Origin of the sequence: Pedobacter glucosidilyticus DSM 23534 (assembly GCF_000425145.1) — a bacterium.
Taxonomy (GTDB): Bacteria; Bacteroidota; Bacteroidia; order Sphingobacteriales; family Sphingobacteriaceae; genus Pseudopedobacter; species Pseudopedobacter glucosidilyticus.
The window spans coordinates 169667-192354 of sequence record NZ_AULF01000003.1; the positions used below are offsets into that span (position 1 = coordinate 169667).

The 22688-nt window shown below is 33.7% G+C and carries 20 protein-coding genes; 15 read left to right on the forward strand and 5 right to left on the reverse strand.

Going from position 1 to position 22688, the window contains the following annotated elements; genetic code table 11:
• Positions 1-61: 61 nt before the first annotated feature.
• Both H510_RS0100820 and H510_RS0100825 read left to right on the forward strand, forming a co-directional pair.
• The gene (locus H510_RS0100820; protein ID WP_026902563.1) at positions 62-520 is read left to right on the forward strand and encodes a type I restriction enzyme HsdR N-terminal domain-containing protein; all 459 of its coding nucleotides are present in this window, start codon (positions 62-64) and stop codon (positions 518-520) included.
• 83 nt (positions 521-603) lie between these two features.
• Positions 604-1092 (forward strand): hypothetical protein, encoded by a 489-nt coding sequence (locus H510_RS0100825; RefSeq protein WP_026902564.1) that lies wholly within the window; start codon positions 604-606, stop codon positions 1090-1092.
• A gap of 467 nt (positions 1093-1559) precedes the next feature.
• Here the strand turns inward: H510_RS0100825 and H510_RS0100830 are convergent, their stop codons facing one another.
• Positions 1560-4235: a valine--tRNA ligase gene (locus H510_RS0100830; RefSeq protein WP_026902565.1), complete on the reverse strand. Its 2676-nt coding sequence runs from the start codon at positions 4233-4235 to the stop codon at positions 1560-1562.
• 319 nt (positions 4236-4554) lie between these two features.
• On the opposite strand from H510_RS0100830, the gene H510_RS0100835 reads away from it, so the two are divergent.
• The 4 genes from H510_RS0100835 (at position 4555) to H510_RS17990 (ending at position 9214) form a co-directional block, all read left to right on the forward strand.
• Positions 4555-6615: a M13 family metallopeptidase gene (locus H510_RS0100835; RefSeq protein ID WP_026902566.1), complete on the forward strand. Its 2061-nt coding sequence runs from the start codon at positions 4555-4557 to the stop codon at positions 6613-6615.
• A 158-nt stretch (positions 6616-6773) separates the two neighbouring features.
• A complete protein-coding gene (locus H510_RS0100840) occupies positions 6774-7271 on the forward strand; it encodes a rhodanese-like domain-containing protein (protein ID WP_245584768.1) in 498 nt (165 codons plus the stop codon).
• Between the two features lie 18 nt (positions 7272-7289).
• On the forward strand, positions 7290-7973 hold the full coding sequence (gene mnmC2 / locus H510_RS0100845; RefSeq protein ID WP_026902568.1) for a tRNA (5-methylaminomethyl-2-thiouridine)(34)-methyltransferase MnmC2: 684 nt from the start codon (positions 7290-7292) through the stop codon (positions 7971-7973).
• A gap of 296 nt (positions 7974-8269) precedes the next feature.
• The gene (locus H510_RS17990; protein WP_026902569.1) at positions 8270-9214 is read left to right on the forward strand and encodes an aldo/keto reductase; all 945 of its coding nucleotides are present in this window, start codon (positions 8270-8272) and stop codon (positions 9212-9214) included.
• A gap of 170 nt (positions 9215-9384) precedes the next feature.
• Here H510_RS17990 and H510_RS0100855 read toward each other — a convergent pair whose 3' ends face one another.
• Positions 9385-9675 carry a hypothetical protein gene (locus H510_RS0100855; RefSeq protein WP_026902570.1) on the reverse strand — a complete coding sequence of 97 codons (291 nt, stop codon included), beginning with the start codon at positions 9673-9675 and terminating at the stop codon, positions 9385-9387.
• Positions 9676-9715: 40 nt separating this feature from the next.
• Between H510_RS0100855 and H510_RS0100860 the strand changes: the two genes are divergently transcribed.
• Genes H510_RS0100860 through H510_RS0100880 form a run of 5 tightly spaced genes read left to right on the forward strand, consistent with a single transcriptional unit; the run spans position 9716 to position 14961 of the window.
• Positions 9716-11794 carry a TonB-dependent receptor gene (locus tag H510_RS0100860; RefSeq protein WP_155977760.1) on the forward strand — a complete coding sequence of 693 codons (2079 nt, stop codon included), beginning with the start codon at positions 9716-9718 and terminating at the stop codon, positions 11792-11794.
• 3 nt (positions 11795-11797) lie between these two features.
• On the forward strand, positions 11798-12595 hold the full coding sequence (mazG, locus tag H510_RS0100865) for a nucleoside triphosphate pyrophosphohydrolase (RefSeq protein ID WP_026902572.1): 798 nt from the start codon (positions 11798-11800) through the stop codon (positions 12593-12595).
• A gap of 56 nt (positions 12596-12651) precedes the next feature.
• Entirely contained in the window at positions 12652-13062 is a 411-nt protein-coding gene (locus tag H510_RS19420) for a hypothetical protein (protein ID WP_155977761.1), read from the forward strand.
• 2 nt (positions 13063-13064) lie between these two features.
• The gene (locus H510_RS0100875; protein WP_026902574.1) at positions 13065-13634 is read left to right on the forward strand and encodes an RNA polymerase sigma factor; all 570 of its coding nucleotides are present in this window, start codon (positions 13065-13067) and stop codon (positions 13632-13634) included.
• Positions 13618-14961, forward strand: a complete 1344-nt coding sequence (locus H510_RS0100880; RefSeq protein WP_026902575.1) for a porin family protein — start codon at positions 13618-13620, stop codon at positions 14959-14961. Before H510_RS0100875 ends, H510_RS0100880 begins: the two co-directional genes overlap by 17 nt.
• Here H510_RS0100880 and H510_RS0100885 read toward each other — a convergent pair.
• Positions 14950-16167 carry an ABC transporter permease gene (locus H510_RS0100885; protein WP_026902576.1) on the reverse strand — a complete coding sequence of 406 codons (1218 nt, stop codon included), beginning with the start codon at positions 16165-16167 and terminating at the stop codon, positions 14950-14952. The two genes, H510_RS0100880 and H510_RS0100885, sit on opposite strands and share 12 nt — an antisense overlap.
• 74 nt (positions 16168-16241) lie before the next feature.
• On the opposite strand from H510_RS0100885, the gene H510_RS0100890 reads away from it, so the two are divergent.
• Together H510_RS0100890 and fmt are read left to right on the forward strand one after the other, a co-directional pair.
• Positions 16242-17450 (forward strand): exo-beta-N-acetylmuramidase NamZ family protein, encoded by a 1209-nt coding sequence (locus tag H510_RS0100890; protein WP_026902577.1) that lies wholly within the window; start codon positions 16242-16244, stop codon positions 17448-17450.
• A gap of 21 nt (positions 17451-17471) precedes the next feature.
• Entirely contained in the window at positions 17472-18386 is a 915-nt protein-coding gene (gene fmt / locus H510_RS0100895; protein ID WP_026902578.1) for a methionyl-tRNA formyltransferase, read from the forward strand.
• 135 nt (positions 18387-18521) lie between these two features.
• Here fmt and H510_RS0100900 read toward each other — a convergent pair whose 3' ends face one another.
• On the reverse strand, positions 18522-19364 hold the full coding sequence (locus tag H510_RS0100900; protein ID WP_026902579.1) for an aminotransferase class IV: 843 nt from the start codon (positions 19362-19364) through the stop codon (positions 18522-18524).
• 42 nt (positions 19365-19406) lie between these two features.
• Positions 19407-20435: an RluA family pseudouridine synthase gene (locus H510_RS0100905; protein ID WP_026902580.1), complete on the reverse strand. Its 1029-nt coding sequence runs from the start codon at positions 20433-20435 to the stop codon at positions 19407-19409.
• Between the two features lie 200 nt (positions 20436-20635).
• Here H510_RS0100905 and H510_RS0100910 point away from each other — a divergent pair, with 200 nt between their 5' ends.
• The gene (locus H510_RS0100910) at positions 20636-21709 is read left to right on the forward strand and encodes a DUF6588 family protein (RefSeq protein ID WP_026902581.1); all 1074 of its coding nucleotides are present in this window, start codon (positions 20636-20638) and stop codon (positions 21707-21709) included.
• Between the two features lie 59 nt (positions 21710-21768).
• A complete protein-coding gene (locus tag H510_RS0100915; protein WP_026902582.1) occupies positions 21769-22656 on the forward strand; it encodes a 1-aminocyclopropane-1-carboxylate deaminase/D-cysteine desulfhydrase in 888 nt (295 codons plus the stop codon).
• Positions 22657-22688 lie beyond the last annotated feature (32 nt).

Sequence of the window (22688 nt, forward strand, 5' to 3'; positions counted from 1 at the left end):
GAAATTAGCTATAATCATCAAAATAATTCAGCATATTTAAAATTCGTTCTAATTTAGCAGCATGTTTAAACCTATACCTTTAAACCTTCCGCCCTACCCTTTTAAGCTTACGCAAAAAGAAGAGCAGCTTTTTATTTATGATGAGCTAAGGAAAAAGCAATTGGTTTTAACACCAGAAGAGTGGGTTAGGCAGCATTTTGTGCAATATCTCATCATCCAAAAAAAATATCCAAAAGGCTTAATCAAATTAGAGGGAGGTTTAAACCTAAATCAATTAAAAAAACGTACTGATATTGTTGTTTTTGATAAAGATGGTAAAGCCGATGTTTTGGTAGAATGTAAGGCTACTCATGTAAAAATAAATCAGGATGTTTTTGACCAAGCTGCTAGATATAACATGATTCATCAGGTAAATTATTTGGTGGTTACCAATGGTATTACACATGCTTATTGCAGGATGGATTACGTGAACCAGACTTATCAATTCTTAGAAGAACTGCCTTTTTATAGGAATAAATAATGATTTATCCCGTTTGATTTTTTATTTGAGAGGATAACCTTTATGGAATCACTCCGTATAAACGTGTAATTAAACAATAAATCATGAGTGATAAAATTTACATCAAATGCAAGGAAACTAAGCTTTCTAAGCATCAAATTTTAATCTATCTCACGACTCTCAACATTGGTATTATTACCAGCTTATTATTTTTTAATCAGGTGCTCATTAAGGATTTATTTTCTTATTTGGTTTACACCATTAGCCCAATTGTGACTTTATTGGTATTTCACCTCTATTACATCTTCAAGATTGAGGAGAACCAATTTATCTTAATCACAAATGAATTTCTACTGATAAAAGATAACTCGGGTATCGAGCAACAAGATTTAAAGTTGTCTTTTACTTCTTTAAGAGGTTTTGAAACTCGGTTTAACGCTATTATTTTTCACCATCAAAACGGAGAAACTTATCGCGTGGGTTTAGACAATGTAAGGTGCGATACGAAGCGTTGGGAAATCAAAGAATTTTTAAGAAATCATATAGAAGAATTAAAACCTGTTAACCATATAGATGGGTTGTTGGTTGGTTAGTTTGTTAGGTGGTTAGTTTGTTAGGTGGTTAGGGAGTAGTTCATTAGGCATTAGTTTGTTAGGTGGTTAGGTCGTTAGGTGGTTAGGGAGTAGTTCATTAGGCATTGGTTGGTTAGGTGGTTAGGTCGTTGCGATGAGGAATGAAGAAGCAATGTCATTTGTATTTATTGAAGGATTGATTTTTGAATGAGAGATTGACATTTATATTGATTGAAGGATTGATTTTTGAATGAGAGATTGATAGATTTTGATCTTTTCCTTTTGAATTTCCCTATTGATTGATTTAAATTCAGTTGCCAGTTTTTGGTTTCCTGTTACCAGTTGAATATCATTTTAGGCATTCTTAAAGGTTTTTGAATTTTTCCTTTTGAATTTTTAACTTTTAACTTTTAATTCCAAAAAAAGAAGCAATCTTATTTTAATGGATTGCTTCTTTCTACTTTATACTTTCTACGCTGTACTTTCTACTATAAAAAAGCCGCTAAGCTTTCTTTTAATATTTTGATTTTTGCTTCGGCATCGGCTTTTTTGTTTTGCTCGTTAGCTACTACTTCAGGTTTTGCATTTTGCACAAAACGCTCGTTACTCAATTTAGCATCAACAGCTTTTAAAAAGCCTTCTAAATAAACAATTTCTTTATTGATTTTTTCTTTTTCTGCTTCGGCATCTATATTTCCCGCTAAAGGAACAAAGAATTCGTCTCTACCAGCTAAGAAAGAAGCAGCACCACTTAATTTATCTGGCGTATAAGATATTTCGCTGATGTTTGCCAGCTTAGCAATAATAGCTTTATAAGATTCGAAATTGATATCAGAACTTACTTTTATAGCCAAGTTTAAAGCTTCTTTAGGCGAAATTTGTTTGGTATTTCTGATATTTCTAATCTCTGATACCACTTGTTTTACCACCTCTATTTCTTTCAATAACTGCGCATTTACAGCCTTACTTTCTGGCATTTGAGCAATGATACAACAATCTGTTGCTGCTCTTGCTCCAAAAACCTCATCATGCCATAATTCTTCTGTTAAGAAAGGCATAAACGGATGTAATAGCTTTAGAATGTTTTCAAAATAAGCAACAGTAGCTTTATAAGTTGCAACATCAATAGGTTGTTGATAAGCTGGTTTTACCATTTCTAAGTACCAAGCACAGAAATCATCCCAAACTAATTTATAAGAAGCCATTAATGCTTCTGATAAGCGGTACTGGTTAAAATTGCTTTCTATTTCTGCTAAAGCTTCATTAAAACGACTGTCAAACCAAGCTATGGTAGTTTCATTTACATTGGGTAAAGTTTCATCAACTTCCCAACCTTTAACCAATCTAAAGGCGTTCCATACTTTATTAGCAAAGTTTCTTCCTTGTTCGCAAGATGATTCATCAAACATGATATCATTACCTGCTGGCGAGCATAAAAGCATTCCTACACGTACACCATCGGCACCGTATTGCGCTATTAAATCTAATGGATCTGGCGAGTTGCCTAAAGATTTAGACATTTTTCTGCCTATTTTATCTCTAACAATACCTGTTAAGTATACGTTTTTGAAAGGTACTTCGCCTCTAAACTCGTGGCCGGCCATAATCATACGAGCTACCCAGAAAAACAAAATCTCAGGTGCTGTAACTAAATCATTGGTGGGATAATAATAATTTACATCGGCATTTCCTTTAGCTTCTGGATGACCACAAACCGTTGGATCGAAAACCGATATTGGCCACAACCAAGAAGAAAACCAGGTATCTACCACGTCTTCATCTTGCCTTAAATCGTTTAATGTTAGATTTACAAATTCAGATTTTAGATTTTTAAACTGATTTAGAGCCTCTTCGGCTGTTTTAGCAACCACAACTTCTCCATTAGGCGCATACCAAGCCGGTATTTGCTGGCCCCACCACAACTGACGAGAAATACACCAATCCTTCACATGCTCCATCCAATGGCGGTAGGTATTGATAAATTTGTCTGGTATCAGCTTAATATCACCGTTGTTTACATAATCTAAAGCCGGGCCAGCCATTTCTGCCATTTTACAGAACCACTGCATAGAAAGTTTAGGTTCTATGGCTGCATCGGTACGTTCAGAAAAACCTATTTGAGATTTATAATCCTCAACTTTTTCTAAATGCCCTGCTTCTTCTAGTAATTTAGCTATTTTCTTACGAGCGATAAACCTATCCTCGCCTACTAAAATTTGTGCTTTTTCGTTTAAAGTACCATCATCATTTAAAATATCAATAACCTCTAAATGGTGTTTAATACCTAATTCATAATCGTTTAAATCATGTGCTGGCGTTACTTTTAAACATCCGGTACCAAACTCCATATCCACATATTCATCGGCTATAACCGTAATCTCTTTATTAATTAGTGGGATAAAGACTTTTTTACCTTTTAAATGACTGTAACGTTCATCATTTGGATTGATACAAATGGCGGCATCAGCCATGATGGTTTCTGGACGCGTAGTTGCAATAATCAAGTATTGTAAGTCAGTAGTCTGCTGACCGCCGTCCGCTGACTGTGGACTTAAAGCATACTTAATATAGTACAACTTCTGATTTACCTCTTTACGGATAACTTCCTCATCAGAAACGGCTGTTAAACCTTTCGGGTCCCAGTTTACCATTCTAACACCACGGTAAATAAGTCCTTGTTTATGTAGATGGATAAAAGTATCTATCACGGCTTCAGACAAAGCAGGATCCATGGTAAAGGCTGTTCTATCCCAATCGCAAGAAGCACCTAGCTTTTTTAATTGCTCTAAGATGATGCCTCCGTATTTATCTTTCCACTCGTAAGCGTATTTCAGAAATTCTTCTCTAGAAATATCTTTTTTGTTGATGCCTTTCTCTTTAAGCATGGCAACAACCTTAGCTTCGGTAGCAATAGAGGCATGGTCTGTACCTGGTACCCAACAAGCATTCTTACCTTTCATTCTGGCTCTGCGTATCAATACATCCTGGATGGTATTGTTAAGCATGTGCCCCATGTGTAAAACCCCAGTAACATTTGGCGGAGGAATGACTATAGTGTAAGGTTCTCTCTCATCCGGAACGGATTTAAAGAATTTATGATCTAGCCAATACTGGTACCACTTTGCTTCTGCCTCTTTTGGGTTATAGGTTTTAGAAATGCTCATATTATGTTTACGGAAATCTTAATAAAGCGCAAAAATACGGTTTCTTATGAGATTTATATCATCAGCAAATGCTATTCATCAATTCTTAACGCCTATTCATCCTTGTAACAATATTTTTATGTATCATGAGTTAATAGTTGTATAATCTTGTATCACCATGAAAATAAGAATGAATACACACATTCTTGATGCCTTTTTATCTAAAACAGGTTTAAGATTTATTTATAACTGGTTTAATCGTTAGTAACAAAATTATTGATGTTTAAACATTTTGTTGGTGTAAAAGGTAAATTTAGTCAGCTAATTAACTAACAGAATTATGAAATTCAGCATTGCCCTATCAGCCATAGGATTAAGTATGGCTGCCTTAACATTATTTGCTACAGAGCCCAAAAGCTCTGATGACAAGAGCAAAAAAGAAGTAAAAAAATTTATTGACCCTGCCAATATGGATTTTAGTGTGAAGCCAGGCGATGATTTTGCACAATATGCCAATGGTATTTGGGTTAAAAATAATCCTATTCCAGCTAAAGAAACCAGATGGGGTAGTTTTTACGAATTGAGAGATTTCAACATCAATGCCGTAAAAACCATATTAAATAATGCTGCGGCCAAAACTAACGCTCCTGCTGGCTCGCCAGAAAGAAGAGTTGGAGATTTCTACAAAGCCGCTATGGATAGTATAACCATAGAAAAGCTGGGCTACAATCCAATAAAGGCAGATTTAGCTAAAATAGACGCCTTAAAAAGCACCAATGATATCATTCATGCTATTGCTACTTTACGTACACAAGGTATAGCTTCGCCAGTTTTTGGCTTTTATATTGGTCAAGATAGGAAGAACCCACAATTAATGGTAGCTCAATTAAGCCAAGGTGGCACTACCCTACCTGATAGAGATTATTACCTTAAAGATGATGCTCGAAGTGTAAAAATAAGAGACGCTTATAACCAATACGTACAAAAGCTATTTACACTTACAGGTTCATCGGCAGAAGAAGCCAAAAAACATGCTGCTACTATTTTTAATTTAGAAAAATCATTCGCTGCGGCACAAATGAGCCGTTTAGAAATGAGAGACCCTTATAAAACTTACAATAAGTTTGCTGTTGCAGATTTTTCTAAAACCACACCCAACCTAAATTGGAAGGATTTATTAGCAAAAATGAAAGTTCAGGGAGAGGACACCATTTTAGTAAGCAATCCTAAATTTTTCAAATCTGCTGATAGCTTATTAACCCAAACTGCTGTTGCTGATTTAAAAACTTATCTAAAGTGGAATATCATTAAAAATGCTGCTTCACACCTCAGTTCAGACTTTGTAAAGGCAAATTTTGAATATTCAAGAGTTTTAAGCGGCCAAAAAGTACAAACGCCACGCTGGCAAAGAATGTCTTCTTTAACTGATGGTACCATTGGTGATTTGCTAGGACAATTATATGTACAGCAACACTTTAAGCCAGAGGCTAAAGCAAGAATGAAAGAACTAGTAAACAACCTTTCTATTGCATTTGAAAAAAGAATTAAAGCTTTAGATTGGATGAGCGAAGAAACCAAAGTGAAAGCATTAGATAAATTACATGCTTTTACACCTAAAATTGGTTATACCGATAAGTGGGAAACTTATGATGGCTTAGTAATTAAACCAAATACGCACTTCCAAAATGTTAGAAACTCTGGCGAGTGGGCTTATAACAAAATGATAAGCAGATTAGGAAAACCAGTAGATAAAACACAATGGGGAATGACACCACCAACGGTAAATGCCTATTACAGTCCAGTGATGAATGAAATTGTATTTCCAGCGGGTATTTTACAATTCCCATTCTTTGACCCTAATGCAGATGATGCGATCAATTACGGAGGTATTGGTGCTGTTATTGGGCATGAAATGTCTCATGGTTTTGATGATTCTGGCAGCCAGTATGATAAAGATGGAGCTTTACGGAATTGGTGGACAGCAGATGATTTAGCAAGATTTAAAGCAAAATCTGCTGATTTGGTAGAACAATTTAATCAATACAGGGTGTTAGATACCATCCCAGTAAACGGTAAATTAACTTTGGGAGAAAATATTGGCGACCTTGGTGGTTTAAATATTGCTTATGAAGCGTTTAAAATGACCGAGCAAGGAAAATCAAATACTAAAATAGATGGTTTTACGCCAGATCAAAGATTTTTCTTAGCATGGGCACAAGTGTGGAGAGGTAGTTCTTTACCAGAAACAGCAGCTCAGCTAATTATTGTAGATACACATTCGCCAAACGAATACAGAACTATTGGACCTTTGGTAAATATGGATGCATGGTATACTGCTTTTGATGTGAAACCAGGAGACAAACTTTATAAAGCGCCAGAAAATAGAATAAAAATCTGGTAATCAAAGTGTTTGCTATTTAAGCCGTTTATGATATAGTTTAGCTATTTCATAAACGGCTTTTTATTTGGAGTTAAAATTAAAATCCTGTGCCATCAGGCAAACAAAAATGTATTTGCTTCCGTATATTTATACGCAAATATGAGTCGTAGCGTTAATTTATGATGTTTAAAAAAATTTATTATTTACTTCTGTTGGCTTTACCACAGTCTATATCAGCACAAATAAAAAACCCTGAATTTAAAGAAATGCTGGATAGTATTTACAGTCATCATGTACCTCTCATTACTGTTGATTCTTTAAAACAGCTAAAGAATGTGTATTTATTAGATACCAGAGAAAAAGAAGAATTTGAAGTTAGTCATTTAAAACACGCTCGAAATGTAGGTTATATCTGGTTTGATATGCGAGATATTTACGATATTCCAAAAGATGCTACAATAGTTGTATATTGCTCTGTAGGTTATAGAAGCGAGAAAATAGGAGAAAAACTTATTAAAAACGGGTATAAAAATGTTTTTAATTTGTATGGAAGTATATTTGAATGGGTCAATCAGGGATATCCTGTATATAAATCAGACGGTGTACAAACTTCTGAGGTACATACCTACAATAAGAAATGGTCTAAATGGGTATCAAGAGGCACAAAAGTTTTTTAATTTAAATATCATTGTTATATGCTAGAGCCTGATAGGCTAACAGTTGTTACTACAGCAGATGGTTCTAAAACCATCTATCATCCTATTATCAAAGAAAATTACCATAGCCGAAACGGTGCTTTACAAGAAAGTAACCATGTATTTTTAAATTCTGGTTTACGTTATTATCTGGCTGATAAACAACATACAGAAGTTTCTGTATTAGAAATTGGTTTTGGTACAGGCTTAAACTTCTTACTAACTGCTGATTTTTGTAAAGGCAAAGAAATAAAGCTCCAATATGTAGGTATCGAAGCTTATCCACTTAATTTAAGTTTGATTGAAGAAACAGCTTACCAAGAAATTGTATCTGCTAATACCTGGGGGATGTTTACCAAATTATATGATGAAGCTTTACAAAAGCCTGTTGCTTTAAATGAATTTTGTGAGCTTCATATTGCACCTATTCCACTAGAAAACTTCTCTAGCACACAACTTTTTGATGTGATTTATTTTGATGCTTTTGCATCTTCTAACCAACCAGAAATGTGGACCAAAGAAGCCATCACTAAAACCATTTCTTTTTTAAAACCAGGTGGTGTGTTTGTTACTTATGCCATCACTGGCGATTTAAAACGCATCATGAAATCACTTAACATGAAAATAGAAAAAGCCCCTGGAGCGGCTGGAAAGCGTGAGATGTTAAGAGCTGTGAAAAGCTGAAGAGGCGGAAGGCTAAAGGCAGAAGGCTAAAGGCAGAAGGCTAAAGGCGGAAGGCTAAAGGCGGAAGGCTAAAGGCGGAAGGCTAAAGGCGGAAGGCAGAAGGCTAATGAAATCGAAAAAGAACTTAGAACTGGTGACTGATACAAAATCAATCAATAGAAAAAAATGCCAATCTACCATATCTTATTGCTCATCAAGTATAACGGTTTGATATAGAATTGCTATAAATTGCCTATTGATTTGTTATTGCTCACACAAGCAAATCAATTATTTTATGAACCAATTTGATGACTAACATGAAAGAAGAAAAAGAAAATCATATACAACGCAGAGCTTTTATTCAGAAAAGTGCATTGTTTGCTGCTTCTGCCTTAATGCTTCCTTTTTTAAGTGATGATACATACGGTTTTGTAAACCCTCCTCAAAAAAATAAGTTGGTGCCAAATGTAAAGCTTAATAACGGCGTTCTCATGCCAGTACTTGGTTTTGGCACTTTTCAATTAAGAGAATCTGTATGTCAGCAAAGCGTAGAGGAGGCACTTGCTGTAGGTTATAGACTAATTGATACTGCTACTTTATATAGAAATGAAGAATACGTAGGTGCAGCTATTAAAGAAAGCGGAATTAAAAGAGAAGAACTTTTCATCACTTCAAAAGTATGGGTAACCGATTCTGGCTATGAAAAATCTAAAATTGCTTTTGAGACTTCATTAAAGAAACTAGGTACTGATTATCTGGATTTATACCTCATCCACCGCCCAAGAGGAGATTTTAAAGGCTCATGGAAGATGATGGAAGAACTTTATAAAGAAGGTAGAATAAGAGCTATTGGCCTCAGTAATTTTACACCTGCTCAATATGCTGATTTTATGAAAGAAGCTAAAATAGTCCCTACGGTAAACCAAGTAGAATCTCATGCTTTTTTCCATCAGGTAGATACTTATAAAGATTCAAAACAAAATAAGGTACAAATGGAAGCTTATACACCTTTTGCACAAGGTAGAAACGGACTATTTACCAACCCTGTTTTAGCTGAAATTGGCAAAAAATATAATAAAACCAACGCACAAGTAAGTTTAAGATGGCATTACCAAAGAGGTGTTGTTGCTATCCCTAGAAGTTCTAAAAAAGAACATATCATTGAAAACTTCAACATCTTTGATTTTAAACTGAGCAAAGCTGATATGGCCACTATTACCGCTTTAGATTTAAATAAAACACAGTTTCCTACTTGGGGTTGATTTTTTCAACAGATAAAATTTAAAAGAAGCTGTCCTAAAAATCACATTTGTCACATTGAGCGGAGTCGAAATGTTCTTTTATATACTCAAAAAAGGCTTCAACTCCGCTCAGCCTGACATAAAGTGGTGATTTGAGACATTCTATTTTAGGTTTCTATATTCTTTATAAACTAATCTTCCTCCCTATCCAATGCTGTACCTATTTCATCAATGTGTTGTTGATTTAAATCGCCCCAAAGCTGTTCCCACTCGTTATCTATTTTTCTTATTTGCGTAATGAGTTTACCTTGCTGTTCTATTTTAAAAAAACTAATTCCATCAGTAGTTTCCTCTTTTTTAGCATTCAGCTGAGTTTCTTCACCATCTAATCTTATTTTTAGATGAATGGGTTCTTGGTTCATGTTTTTCATAAATTGTGGATATAGTTTATAGCTATCAAAGGTTATACCGTAATATTTCATTTTTCTTGTTAAAATTTTATATTTACAAAAAAATCTATAGTTGAAACATCTACTTTTTTTGCTACTTTTTAGTAGCTCCTTCTTATTTGCTCAGGATACTTCTAGGCTAGATGTCGGGCGATTAACTCTAAATCAGGATTTAATTATCTCCAAAACTATCGAAAGTAAAGATTTTAGAAATTTACCTATTGATAATATTGATGATATCATTAAAACATTTTTCTTAGGCAATATAACTACACAACCCTACTTTAAACCATTATATCTTGTAGAAGGTTCTATCATGAATAATATATCGGTTTATAGTTTGTTTGATATAGAAAGCATTAGCTTAATTGAAAATCTAGGTGCTAGAGTTCTTTTTGGGAATACACAAAGTAGGCCAATCTTTCTCATTAAAATTAAAAAGGAAAAAAGACAAGGGTGGTCAGGTAACTTTTCTACTCAACTATCTTTTAAAGATTATGAAAACAGAAAACCGCAGAGTTTATTTGCTTTTAATAATCCTTTTACTTCAACTCAATCTTTGTATTCTAATTTTTCTAAAGATAGTACTCGTTTAGAATTTAACCAGCAGTACTATTCTTCTTTAAATTATTCGTCAGATAAAATTACATTCAAAATATCTGGTGCTTTTAGTAAACAAAAGAACCCAGAATTTACTAGTTTATCTAATAGTAACCTTGTTAACAACAGAAGACGCTTTACTTCTAGTTTGCCTTCGATAAGCTCACCCCTGGCAAATGTTTTATTTTCATATTCATTAAATAAGAATTTTGATATTAGCCTCAATAGCGCTTATTTTCAACAAGAACAAGATACCCAAGGTAATCTTTCCAACTTTGATTACTCTCAAACCAGTATATCAAAAAACACAGGTAAACAATATTTATTTCAAAATGGTGTTGATATCAGGTACAAAAGCAAAATAGGTTTCCAAAACTTACTTTCTTTAGGTTATAATAAATCAGCATTTGATATAAACATTGAGCGATTTTCTCAAATGACAAACTATAATTCAAATAATTTATATTTAGAAGATGCCAAACTTGAATCATTAAGATTAAGAAATCATTTATCATACACTAAAAAAACGAATTTATTTAGCATTTTAACAGCTATAGATTTAGAGCTTGCAAAAAACTCTTATGATCAAAACACGAGCACTACTAATTATTTCAATAATAATTTATCATCTAGAGGTTCAGATTCAGCCACAGCAAATTTCAAATCATCCTACTTAACACCATATCTTGAAATTAACTATAAAAACCTTTTAGCTTTTAGAAATGCATGGCTGTTTGATTTTAACAAAAATAATCCATCCTATAAAAAAAATTCACCTACACCATTTATTGGTCTAGACTTTTATCCTATCAAACAGAAAGATTTGCAAATCTTATTAAACTCATCTTATTTCAGAAATATTACTTTAAACAATAATCCTCAGTTGACAGGAGTATCTAGAGGTTTAATTACAAGCCCTATAAATTTGAATTATAACTTTTTAGTTCCATTCGAAAAAAGTGAAAGTAATTTAGATTATTACCAAGCAGCAGCAAAAATTAGTTACAAAAAAAACTCTTTAACCTATAATTGGTCGAAATTTGAATATCCTACTATAGATAATATTTTATTACCAGGATTTTCTGAAATCGTCTATATTCCAAATGTTTTAATCAACTCTAGTGTATTGCAATCCATTAACCTAGAGTCTGTAATTTTTGAAAATTCTAATTTTAAATGGAATACTACTTTAAATTTTAATTGGTATAATAGTAAGAGTGACGCAGATTATATCCCTCAACCTAATATGGTTGATGATTATAAAACTGGAAGCTTCAACAATCGTTTAAACTATAAAAATTTCAATTTGGGAATTAATATGCTCTACGGTTTTGATTTTAATTATAAAACAGTTTCTCTATCAAGCCCAACAAGACAAATTGATGTTGAGGAAAAAATCATAAGGTTAGAAAATCTTTATTTAGCTTACAACTTTAAAAAAGGCAGTCATCAATTAGACACCTATTTATTTTCTAGAAATCCTTTTGCGCTTCACCCTACCCATCAAACTATTATTAAACAGTATGGAGTGGGTTTAACTTACAAGTATTAAACCATGAACGTATTTGATACCCAGCACAGTCCTGCAACTTCTTTTGAAAGGTTATTAGCTATCATGGATGATTTAAGATCTCAATGCCCTTGGGATAAAAAGCAAACCATGGAGACCTTAAGGCATTTAACCATTGAAGAAACCTACGAACTTTCTGACGCTATTTTAGAAGGAGACATGCAAGAAATTAGAAAGGAACTGGGCGATTTGATGTTGCATTTGGTTTTCTATGCCAAGATAGGCTCAGAAACTAATGATTTTAATATCGTTGATGTGTTAAATGGTATTTGTGAAAAATTAATTAACAGACATCCGCATATTTACAGCGATACCAAAGCAGAAACAGAAGAAGAAGTAAAGCAAAACTGGGAGAAAATTAAACTAAAAGAAGGAAATAAATCTGTTCTAGGTGGTGTTCCTGCATCTTTACCTGCTTTAATAAAAGCGTCTAGAATTCAAGAAAAAGCCCGCGGAGTAGGTTTTGACTGGGATGATAAAACCCAAGTTTGGGAAAAAGTTGAAGAAGAACTTCAGGAATTTAAAAACGAATTTAATATTGCAGATAAACATGCAATAGATAAAGAAAAAGCAGAAAATGAGTTTGGTGATTTGATGTTTTCACTCATCAATTATGCCCGCTTTTTAGACATTAACCCGGAAGACGCCTTAGAGAAAACAAATAAAAAATTTATTAAAAGATTCCAATATTTAGAAAGTAAAGCTTTAGAAACGGGCAAATCTTTAAAAGATATGTCGTTAGCAGAAATGGATGTATTTTGGAATGAAGCAAAAAAACTTTGATAACGGTGTATCAGTAAGAAGAAAGCATACGTAAGTAGTGGTATAAAACCGCTTTTATGTATTTGAATAATCTGCAATCAACTGTTTTCAGTCTTATTCTTGTTTTATTTATAGGATTTGCTGCCTGTGAAAAAACCAGCCGGGTAGAGCTCCTCGAAAAAGATTATAAAGGTGTTTTTTACATTCAAAATAGCTCTTATCGTTATGAGCCTAGTCCTTTTGTACTTCAACTGAAAAACGGTAAATATAGTTTTATACCTGGTTTAAACTCGCCCATGAGAGGCGGTAGCGGCTCTTTTAGTGTAGAAGGTAATGAAGCTATTTTTAGAGATGAAAACTTTTGGACGGCAGATTTTGATTGGAGTTTCATTTTCAATGGTACATTTGAAATCACCAATCAAGATAAATATTTAATACTCACTAGATTAAACGGAAATTCCAGCTACATTTATAAACTGGAAAAATAAAAATGAAGCATCCTTATAGCAGTTTAAGCGACCAAGAGCTTATCATAAAATGTAGAAAAGACGATGTAAAAGCACAAGAAATGCTTTATAAGCGCTTTTATGCCTATGCTATGGGGATTTCTTTGCGTTACTGTATTAACCGTGATGATGCCTTAGAAACTGTTAATGATGCTTTTATTAAATTGTTTAAAACCATTAAAACTTTTGAAAATGAAAGATTGATAAAACCTTGGTTTAGACAAATTGTGGTAAACTCGGCCATAGATAGCAGAAGAAAAAATCTTAAACATTCTACGGTTTTAGATATAGAATATGCCGAAGAGAAACCAGCCAATAACCAAATTATTTCTAAAATAAATGCACAGGATATTTTAAAATTATTGGATGAATTACCAGAAATACACAGGTTAATTTTTAACCTTTATGAGATTGATGGCTATTCGCATGAAGAGATTTCAGACATTTTAGACATCCCTTCCAGTAGCTCAAGGGTGTATTTATCTAGAGCGAAAGATAAATTAAGAAAACTAGTAAATAACCACTTTTATCTGAATTATGAACGAGCAATTTGATAAGGAGCTGAGAGATCATATAAAAGATACATTTGATGTTTACCATGATCAAATGGCTGATGACGGCTGGAAAAAATATCAACAAAAAGTAAAGCGTAAAAAATTAAGAGCCTTTTTATTATGGAGTGTACCTAGCGGTATGGCTGCTGCACTGGCGATACTATGGTTGTTGAATATCACGGTTCAAATAGAAAACCAAGAAACGTTAAAACCTCTTCAAATAGGTAAAAATATCATACAAAAACCCTCTAAAACTATTCATCTTAAAGATAAAGCAGTTTCAAAAGAAATTGAAATAGCGATGGATAACCAAATTGAAGTATCAGAAAATGAAATAAAGAAAAGAGAAACTTTTGTTAAAACTCCGAAAGCTCATGCAGAAGCCTCTATGGCTTTGGCAAGCAATTTTGTGGTAGATGACTATTTTTTCTTAAACGATACATCAGCTTCTCCGGTAGAAATTAGTGCTAAAAATATCAGTCTCATGACACAGCTTACACAGCATAGCATTACTCCGGTAGATTTTGCTCCATCAACAAGCGAAGTTATTACGGCTGATAGAAAGCATCGCACATCTAATGGCCAAACATCTTCTATACTGGCTTTAGCTGCTACACCACAAAATGCTTATACAGGAGATGTGAAAAATGCTATTGCTAAACCATTTAAAACCTTAAAAAAAATGAGACTAGGTTTAGATGCTTCTACCTTTATGAATTTTACACAAGAGGGTGTTAACGAAGATTTAAACTTGGCTGTAGGAATTATTTCTGAGTACAGGTTATCTAATAAGTTTAGCATAAGCTCTGGTTTTAACCTTAACAAACAAACAGCAGCTTTTATCAGTAATAATCCTCAGCAAAATAATACGGCTACAGAAAAAGCTTTTACCAACGCTGTGGCTGCAGTAGTTACACAAAATTTTTCTAATGCCAGGTTGGTGGGTATAGATATTCCTTTACAGGTTAAATACACTTCTAGCTCGAAAAAAATAAACTGGTTTATCAGTAGCGGTTTTAGCTCTTATACCTTGTTAAACGAGCGTTATTTAAATAATATTTCGGTTGTAAATTATAGTTTTACAGGCGTAGAAACCAATAACATTGTTTTAGAAGAAGAAAACAATAACAACTTATTTTCAAACTTACAGCTTGCCCGTACTTTAAATTTCTCTGTAGGCATTAATATTCCGGTAAAAAATGTTACTTCTTTAGCGATAGAACCTTTTATCAAATATCCTTTAAGAACAGTAGGTAATGAAAGGTTAGAAATTGGCTCGAGTGGTGTGAGTTTCAGATTAAACTTAAACAAATCATTATTTAAATGATAAAGCTTTAACCGGAGAGATTTTACTAACCAACATAGATGGAATAATTAAAACGGCTAAGCAAATTACCAATGTTCCTATATTGATGAGTACAATATCTAACCATTCAAATTGGATAGGAATAAAGCTCATGTAATAAGAAGCTTCGTCAAGCTTAAAAAAGTGGGTTTGTTGTTGTATATAGCCTAAACCTAGTCCAAAAATATTCCCCATTAGCATACCAAAACCAACCAGGTAAAACGCATTATAAAGAAAAATCTTTCTGATACCCCAATTAGATTCGCCCAAAGCTTTCAATAAGCCAATCATGTGTGTACGTTCTAGGATAATGATGAGTAAAGCAGAAATCATATTGATGATAGCCACCATCAACATCAAAACTAAAACCACTTGTGCATTAATATCCAATAAAGAAAGCCACTCAAAAATACTGGGAAAATTGGTGGTTACAGAAACTGCTTTAAGCTGGGTAGGCAATTCATCTCCAACATCATAACTGCTTGCATCAAGCTGATTAAAATCTTTAATTCTTAGCTCATACCCTCCAACTTGGTTATCATCCCACTTATTTAACCTTCTTACCAAATCCATATCTCCAATAACAAAAATCTTATCTACTTCTTCTACTCCTGTACGGTAAATACCAACAATTTCAAACTTACGTTTACGTAAAGATTCCTGAATAAAGTACATCAAAAAGTTATCGCCAACCTTTAAATTTAATTTCTTAGCAACCAATTCAGAAATTAAAATCTGTTGTTGATGGTTGGGTTTTGTAAAATCCAGAACTTTCCCTTGTATCAAAACTTTTTGAAAATTACCCCAATGGTAAGTGCTATCAACCCCCTTAAAAACAACACCTTCTACCTCGTCATGGGTTTTTATAATACCAGGCTTTGTTGCAAAAGCATCTACCACAGCTAGCTGCGGAAGCTGTTTGATTTGGTTTAATTGCTGTTGCTCCAGAATAAAAGGAGAGTTCTCATAAGAAGAATTTAAATCGTATTTAAGTATTTGAATATCGCCATTAAAACCTCTTATTTTTTCTCTTATTTCGGTTTTAAAACCTTTCATAATCGCAATAGCCAATAACATTACGCACAAACCAAGCGTTATGCCTAGGATGGCAATACGTACAATCAATTTAGAAAATGTACGCTCTGCTTTAAAGGAAAGCCTTTTGGCTATAAAAAATGCAAGATTCAAAAATTCTTTTTGTTTATTTGTAAGCCACAAATATGCGACCATTTACGCAAAAAAACACGTTTAATTAATATTCTATGTATAAAATCAGCCTTATTGTAACCTTCATATTGTCCTCTTACGGTTGTATGGCAGGTAATCATCAAACCTCTAATACTCATCAAGATGTACAAACAGAGAAAACTATACTTACAGGAGCACAACAAACAGAGGCTTATTTACCCTATTTAAAAGGTAAAAAAGTAGGTTTAGTAATCAATCAAACTGCAGAAATTAATAAAGTATCATTAGTAGATACTTTAAAAAGTTTAGGTGTTGATATTAAAGCTATTTTTGGTCCCGAACACGGTTTTAGAGGCGATGCTGATGCTGGCGAGAAAGTTGGAAACTACACGGATAAAAAAACCGGTTTGCCAGTAATCTCTTTGTATGGTAAGAAACACGCTCCATCAAAAGAAGATTTAGCCAATATAGATGTTTTAGTTTATGATATACAGGATGTTGGCGTAAGGTTTTATACTTATACCATAACTTTAGCTTATGTGATGCAGGCTTGCGCCGATAATAAAATACCTCTACTAATATTAGATAGGCCTAACCCTAATGGGCAGTTGATAGATGGACCTATTTTAGAGCCAGAATTTAAATCTGGTGTGGGTATGCATAAAATCCCTATTGGCCATGGTTTAACACCAGCAGAATTTGCACAAATGGTAAACGGAGAAAAATGGCTTAGCAATGGGGCAAAGTGCGACTTAAAAATTATTAAAGTTAAAAATTACAGCCATGATATGGTTTATACCTTACCTGTAAAACCTTCTCCTAACCTACCTAATGCTTTATCTATTTACCTATACCCAAGTTTATGTATGTTTGAAGGTACAGCTATAAGCCAAGGTAGAGGAACGCTTTATCCTTTCCAAGTTTTAGGGCATCCGGCATTGAAAGGAAAGTATGAATTTAATTTTACTCCAGTAAGTATTGTTGGGATGAGTAAAAACCCTCCTCTAGAAAATCAGGTTTGCTATGGTATTGATTTTAGAAATACAGCTTTAAAGGATATTCAAAATCAAACCCAACTTAATTTGGGTATCTTATTGCAACTTTACCAAGATTTTCCTGACAAAGAAAAATTCTTTACCCCATTTTTTAACAAACTGGCAGGTAATGCTCAATTGATGCAGCAAATTAAAGACGGCAAAACAGAAGCAGAAATAAGAGCTAGCTGGGCAAACGGATTGGAATCATACAAAGCAACAAGAAAAAAATATTTATTATACAACTAAAACATAATTGAAAATATAAGTATGAGAATCGTATTTATGGGTACACCAGATTTTGCAGTAGCATCTTTAGATGCCTTGGTAAAAGCTGGTTTTGATATTGTTGGCGTTATTACAGCACCTGATAAGCCAGCAGGGAGAGGGCAAAAAATACAAGAATCTGCTGTAAAAAGATATGCTAAAGAGCATCATTTATATATTTTACAACCCGAGAAATTAAAGGCTCCAGAATTTTTAAAAGAGCTAAAAGCACTAGCTGCTGATTTACAGGTTGTAGTAGCTTTTAGAATGTTGCCAGAAGCCGTTTGGAATATGCCTAAATTAGGAACTATAAACCTTCATGCATCCTTACTACCGCAATACCGTGGGGCTGCACCTATTAATTGGGCTATTTTAAACGGAGAAAAAGAATCTGGTGTAACTACTTTTTTTTTAAAACACGAAATAGATACTGGCGATATTTTATTCTCTGAGAAAGTTGCTATTACCAATGATATGACTGCTGGACAGTTACACGATGAATTGATGATGGTGGGTGCTAAATTGCTTACAGAAACTGTTACAGCTATTAAAGAAGGTAATTATCAGGAAAAACCACAAGATGATTTTGATATTGCTGTGCTTAAACATGCCCCCAAAATTTTTAAAGAGGATTGTAAAATTATCTGGAACCAACCAGTACAAAAGGTTTATAACCATATTAGAGGATTAAGCCCATACCCTGCTGCTTTTACTTATTTACAAGATAAAACTTTCAAAATTTTCTCTGCCCAGATAGAAAATGCTGTAGTTAATATAAAGCCAGGCGCATACTTAACAGATGGTAAAACATATCTGAAATTTGCTGCCTTAGATGGCTTTATAATTGTAAAGGAAATTCAACTAGAAGGCAAAAAAAGAATGCAGATAGAGGAGTTTTTGAGAGGGGTTAAGGTTTAGGTGGGTGGTTAGTTGGTTAGGTGGTTAGTTGGTTGGATTGTTAGGTTGTTGGATTGTTAGGTGGTTAGGTGGTTAGTTGGTTAGGTGGTTAGTTGGTTAGGTTGTTAGTTGGTTAGGTTGTTAGTTGGTTAGGATTTAAACTTCTTGATTAAGTTTTTCTACTAAAAACCTTGATACTTCATTAAAGTACCTTTTCCTGTTAAAGCCCATTACCCATTGTATGCCTTTGGTAGCGTTGGTTAAAAAAACTTCTTCTGCCATATTTAATATCTCGGGGTTTATTTGTGCTTCTACAACTCGTAAATTGTTTTTTTGTGCTAGTTTCATAACCACTTGGCGCATAACACCACCTACACAGCCTTCACTTAAAGCTGGTGTATATATATTACCTTCGTAAACAATAAATACATTTGCACTGATAGCTTCGCATAAAAAACCATGTTGGTTTAAAATAAAAGCTTCATCTAATTTGTGATGCTTTTTATATAAACCTGCCATCACATAAGTTAAGGCATTACAGGTTTTAAGATTCGCTAATTTGTTAACTGCTTTTGGAATATCCTCATAAACATCTAAAATTAAACCCTTCGTATTCATATCATAATAAGGAGAATCTAAAGGGCTAATCTCCAAGCTGTAAGCACTTTTATTTTGATCTGGAGTATACAGTCCACCAGCATTTCTATAAATGGTTAACCTAAATCTAGCATTTTGCGCAATCTTATTCCGCTTACAAAGCTCTTCAGTTTTATCTTTTAAAAAGTAGGCATCTAATTGAGAATATCCCTCAATTTTCAAAGTCTTCATCCCGCTTTGCAACCTATCGGCATGCAAATCAGCAAAGTTTAGCTTTCCTTTTGACATACGCATGGTTTCAAAAATACCATCACCATACCTGTAGCCTCTATTTGCAATAGTCAGTAGCTTCTCTTCTTCCTGATAAATCTCCCCGTTAAAATTGATAAAGCGTTTAGCCATGCTGCAAATTTAGAAATTGAACGTTTCTTTTATGATAAGATTTTAGTGATGCTGGATATAATTCGTCCATTTTTCTATAACCTGCTTAAAATCATCAGGTAATTCTGTTTCAAAATGAATATATTTTTTACTTACCGGATGTATGAAGCCTAATGATTGCGCATGTAAAGCCTGACGAGGGATAATCTGAAAACAATTTTCTACAAAAGTTTTATACTTTGCCACCAAGGTCCCTTTTCTAATTTTGTCTCCTCCATAAGGGCTATCATTAAATAAAGGATGTCCTATATGTTTCATGTGCGCTCTTATTTGATGGGTTCTGCCTGTTTCTAACTCGCAAGCTATTAAAGTAACATAGTTAAAACGTTGCAAAACTTTATAGTGCGTAACAGACCATTTTCCTTTTTCAGGATCTTCATAAACATCCATCACTTTACGGTCTTTAGCACTTCTGCCAATATAACCGCTTATGGTACCATCGGTTTCCAAATCGCCCCAAACCAAAGCAATATACTTTCTGCTAATGCTATGGTCAAAAAACTGTTTAGCTAAGAAAGTCATAGCTCTTTCGTTTTTACTGATGATGAGTAAACCAGAAGTATCTTTATCTATACGATGCACCAACCCTGGCCTGCCATCATTTCCGGGTAATTGTGGCAGTTGTGTAAAATGAAAAACTAAGGCATTTACCAAAGTACCGTTCCAATTACCAAAACCAGGGTGAACTACCATTCCGGCTTTTTTATTTACCAACAGCACATCATCATCTTCGTAAACAATCTCTAAAGGGATATCTTCCGGATAAACAGTTGTATCTCTTGGTGGATGAGGTAAAACAATAGAAATATCATCATCTGGTTTTACTTTATAGCTGGCTTTCACTGGTTTATCATTTACCAGTACATTTGCCATTTCTATAGCATTTTGAATACGATTTCTTGAAGCATTTTCCACACGATGCATCAAGAACTTATCAATTCTTAGTAAAGATTGCCCCTTGTCAACCTTGATTCTAAGATGCTCATACAAGTCGCTCTCCTCTAATTCTGATGCTTCTTCATTAAAATCCATAAACAAAATTAAACCTTTTAAATAATTTTCAATCAATTACAAAAAAATGGTATCACATTTGACTAAAGGTTCGTACTATCAGAAAAACTAAGAAAAACCATGATGAAAGACTTTACTAAAAAATTTGTATTTGTACTTAATTTTTTTCCATTTCTTATTAAAAAGATATACTTTAGGAACTGAATTAAATCACTCCTAAAATGAATAAATTATTACGTATCAGTAAAATTACGATGCTTACTTTGTTTCTCGTAAGCATTTCTGTTGCTTCTAAAGGTCAAGATGATATTGGTGAGCTTGTAAAAGCAGGTAAAGAAGACGCTACAAAACTAGCACAAGCCTATTTAAATCCTTTTTTTAAAGGTTTCGGCTTTGGAATGAATAGTGGTTGGTTTAACTCTGCCAAAACAAAGAATTTAGGTAGATTTGATTTGAGGATACAAGCAACCGGGGCTTTTGTTCCTGCCTCAGACCAACGTTTTGATGTATCTTCTTTAGGATTATCAAATACAAGAGTTAAAGCTGGGCAAAGTAATTTTACCCCAACTATTTTTGGTGATGATAATTCTGCTTCTACCATAGAAGTATTAGACGATAATGGAGATGTAGCAGCAGAATTTCAAATGCCACAAGGTACAGGTTACAATATCGCACCTTCTCCTCAAGTGCAATTAACAATAGGTTTAATCAAAAATACCGATGTTTCTGTAAGGTTTGTACCATCAGTAAAAATTGGGGATGGTGGGCAAATAAACTCATGGGGAGTAGGTATTAAAAAAGAAATTACATCTTTCTTGCCTGGAAAATCAGAAAAAGTTATCCCTGTAGATATTTCACTTGCATTTGGTTACAATCAAGTTAATGTAGATTATAAAATTGCAGTTGAAGACCAAGTTAATTATGATAATGAAGTTGGAGGACCTAATCAAGGTAGAGATCTTAACCAACGCGTAGAATCAAAACTATCAGGCTTTACTGTTGATGCTATTTTATCTAAGAAACTAGCCATTTTTACTCCATTTATTAGTGTTGGATATAATACAGCAAAAACAGAAGTAGGTGTTCTAGGAGATTATATAATTAAAACTGGTTCTGGTGTTAATGACAAAGAAACTATAAAAGATCCTATCAAAATCAACCAAAAAGATATTTCAGGTATGAGGGCAGGCGTAGGATTTTCTTTACATTTAGCTATCTTTAGATTATACGGAGCTTATAATATTGGAGAATACAATGCCGTTACAGCTGGTTTGGGCATTGGTATAGGAAAGTAATTTTATCCATAAAATATTTAAAAGCCATTCTTTAATTAGGATGGCTTTTTTTATTTTGCATGATGCTTAACCTGCAATTTTATAGTCCTGAGGAAGAAGTATCCTATCCTATTTTTAAGCAGCAAAATATCAGGCTCTTTATTAAGAGAGACGATTTAATACACCCTTTTATTTCAGGCAATAAATGGCGTAAATTAAAATATAACCTCATAAAAGCATCAGCAAACCAGCAAAACCATCTGGTAACTTTTGGTGGAGCTTACTCTAACCATTTGTTAGCTACAGCTGCTGCAGGTGCTAAATTTGGCTTCAAAACTACTGCTTTTGTGAGAGGCGAAGAAGCAAATAATAGCTTATTAGGTTTATGCAAAATACATGGTATGGATTTAATTTTTACCAGCCGAGATACCTATAAAAACAAAAAGCAACTTTTTGATGAACACTTTAATGATCATCCAGAAGCCTATTTTATTGATGAAGGTGGTGCTGGTAAAGAGGCAGAGATAGGCTGTAGAGAGATTATTACGGAATTAAAACAATCTTACGATTATATTTTTTGTGCTGCAGGTACGGGTACAACTGCTGCGGGTATTATTAACGCTATAGACCTAAACAAATTAGCTAGCACATTTGCTATGGTACCTGTATTAAAAGGTGGCGCTTTCTTAAAAAATGATATTGAACCTTTACTGATAAATAACTCAAATTATCTTTTACTAGACCAATACCACTTTGGTGGATATGCTAAAACTACTCCAGAATTGATTCAGTTCATCAAAGATTTCACCTCCAAAACAGGTATTTTAATAGATCCTGTTTATACCGGAAAAGCCATGTTTGCTATACAAGACTTAGCTAGGCAAGACTTCTTTAAATCTAATAGTAAAATATTGATGATACATACAGGTGGCATTTTTGGGATATTAGGTATGCTAGATAAATTCTAGTTTATTCAAAGGTAACATCTTCATCTACATTA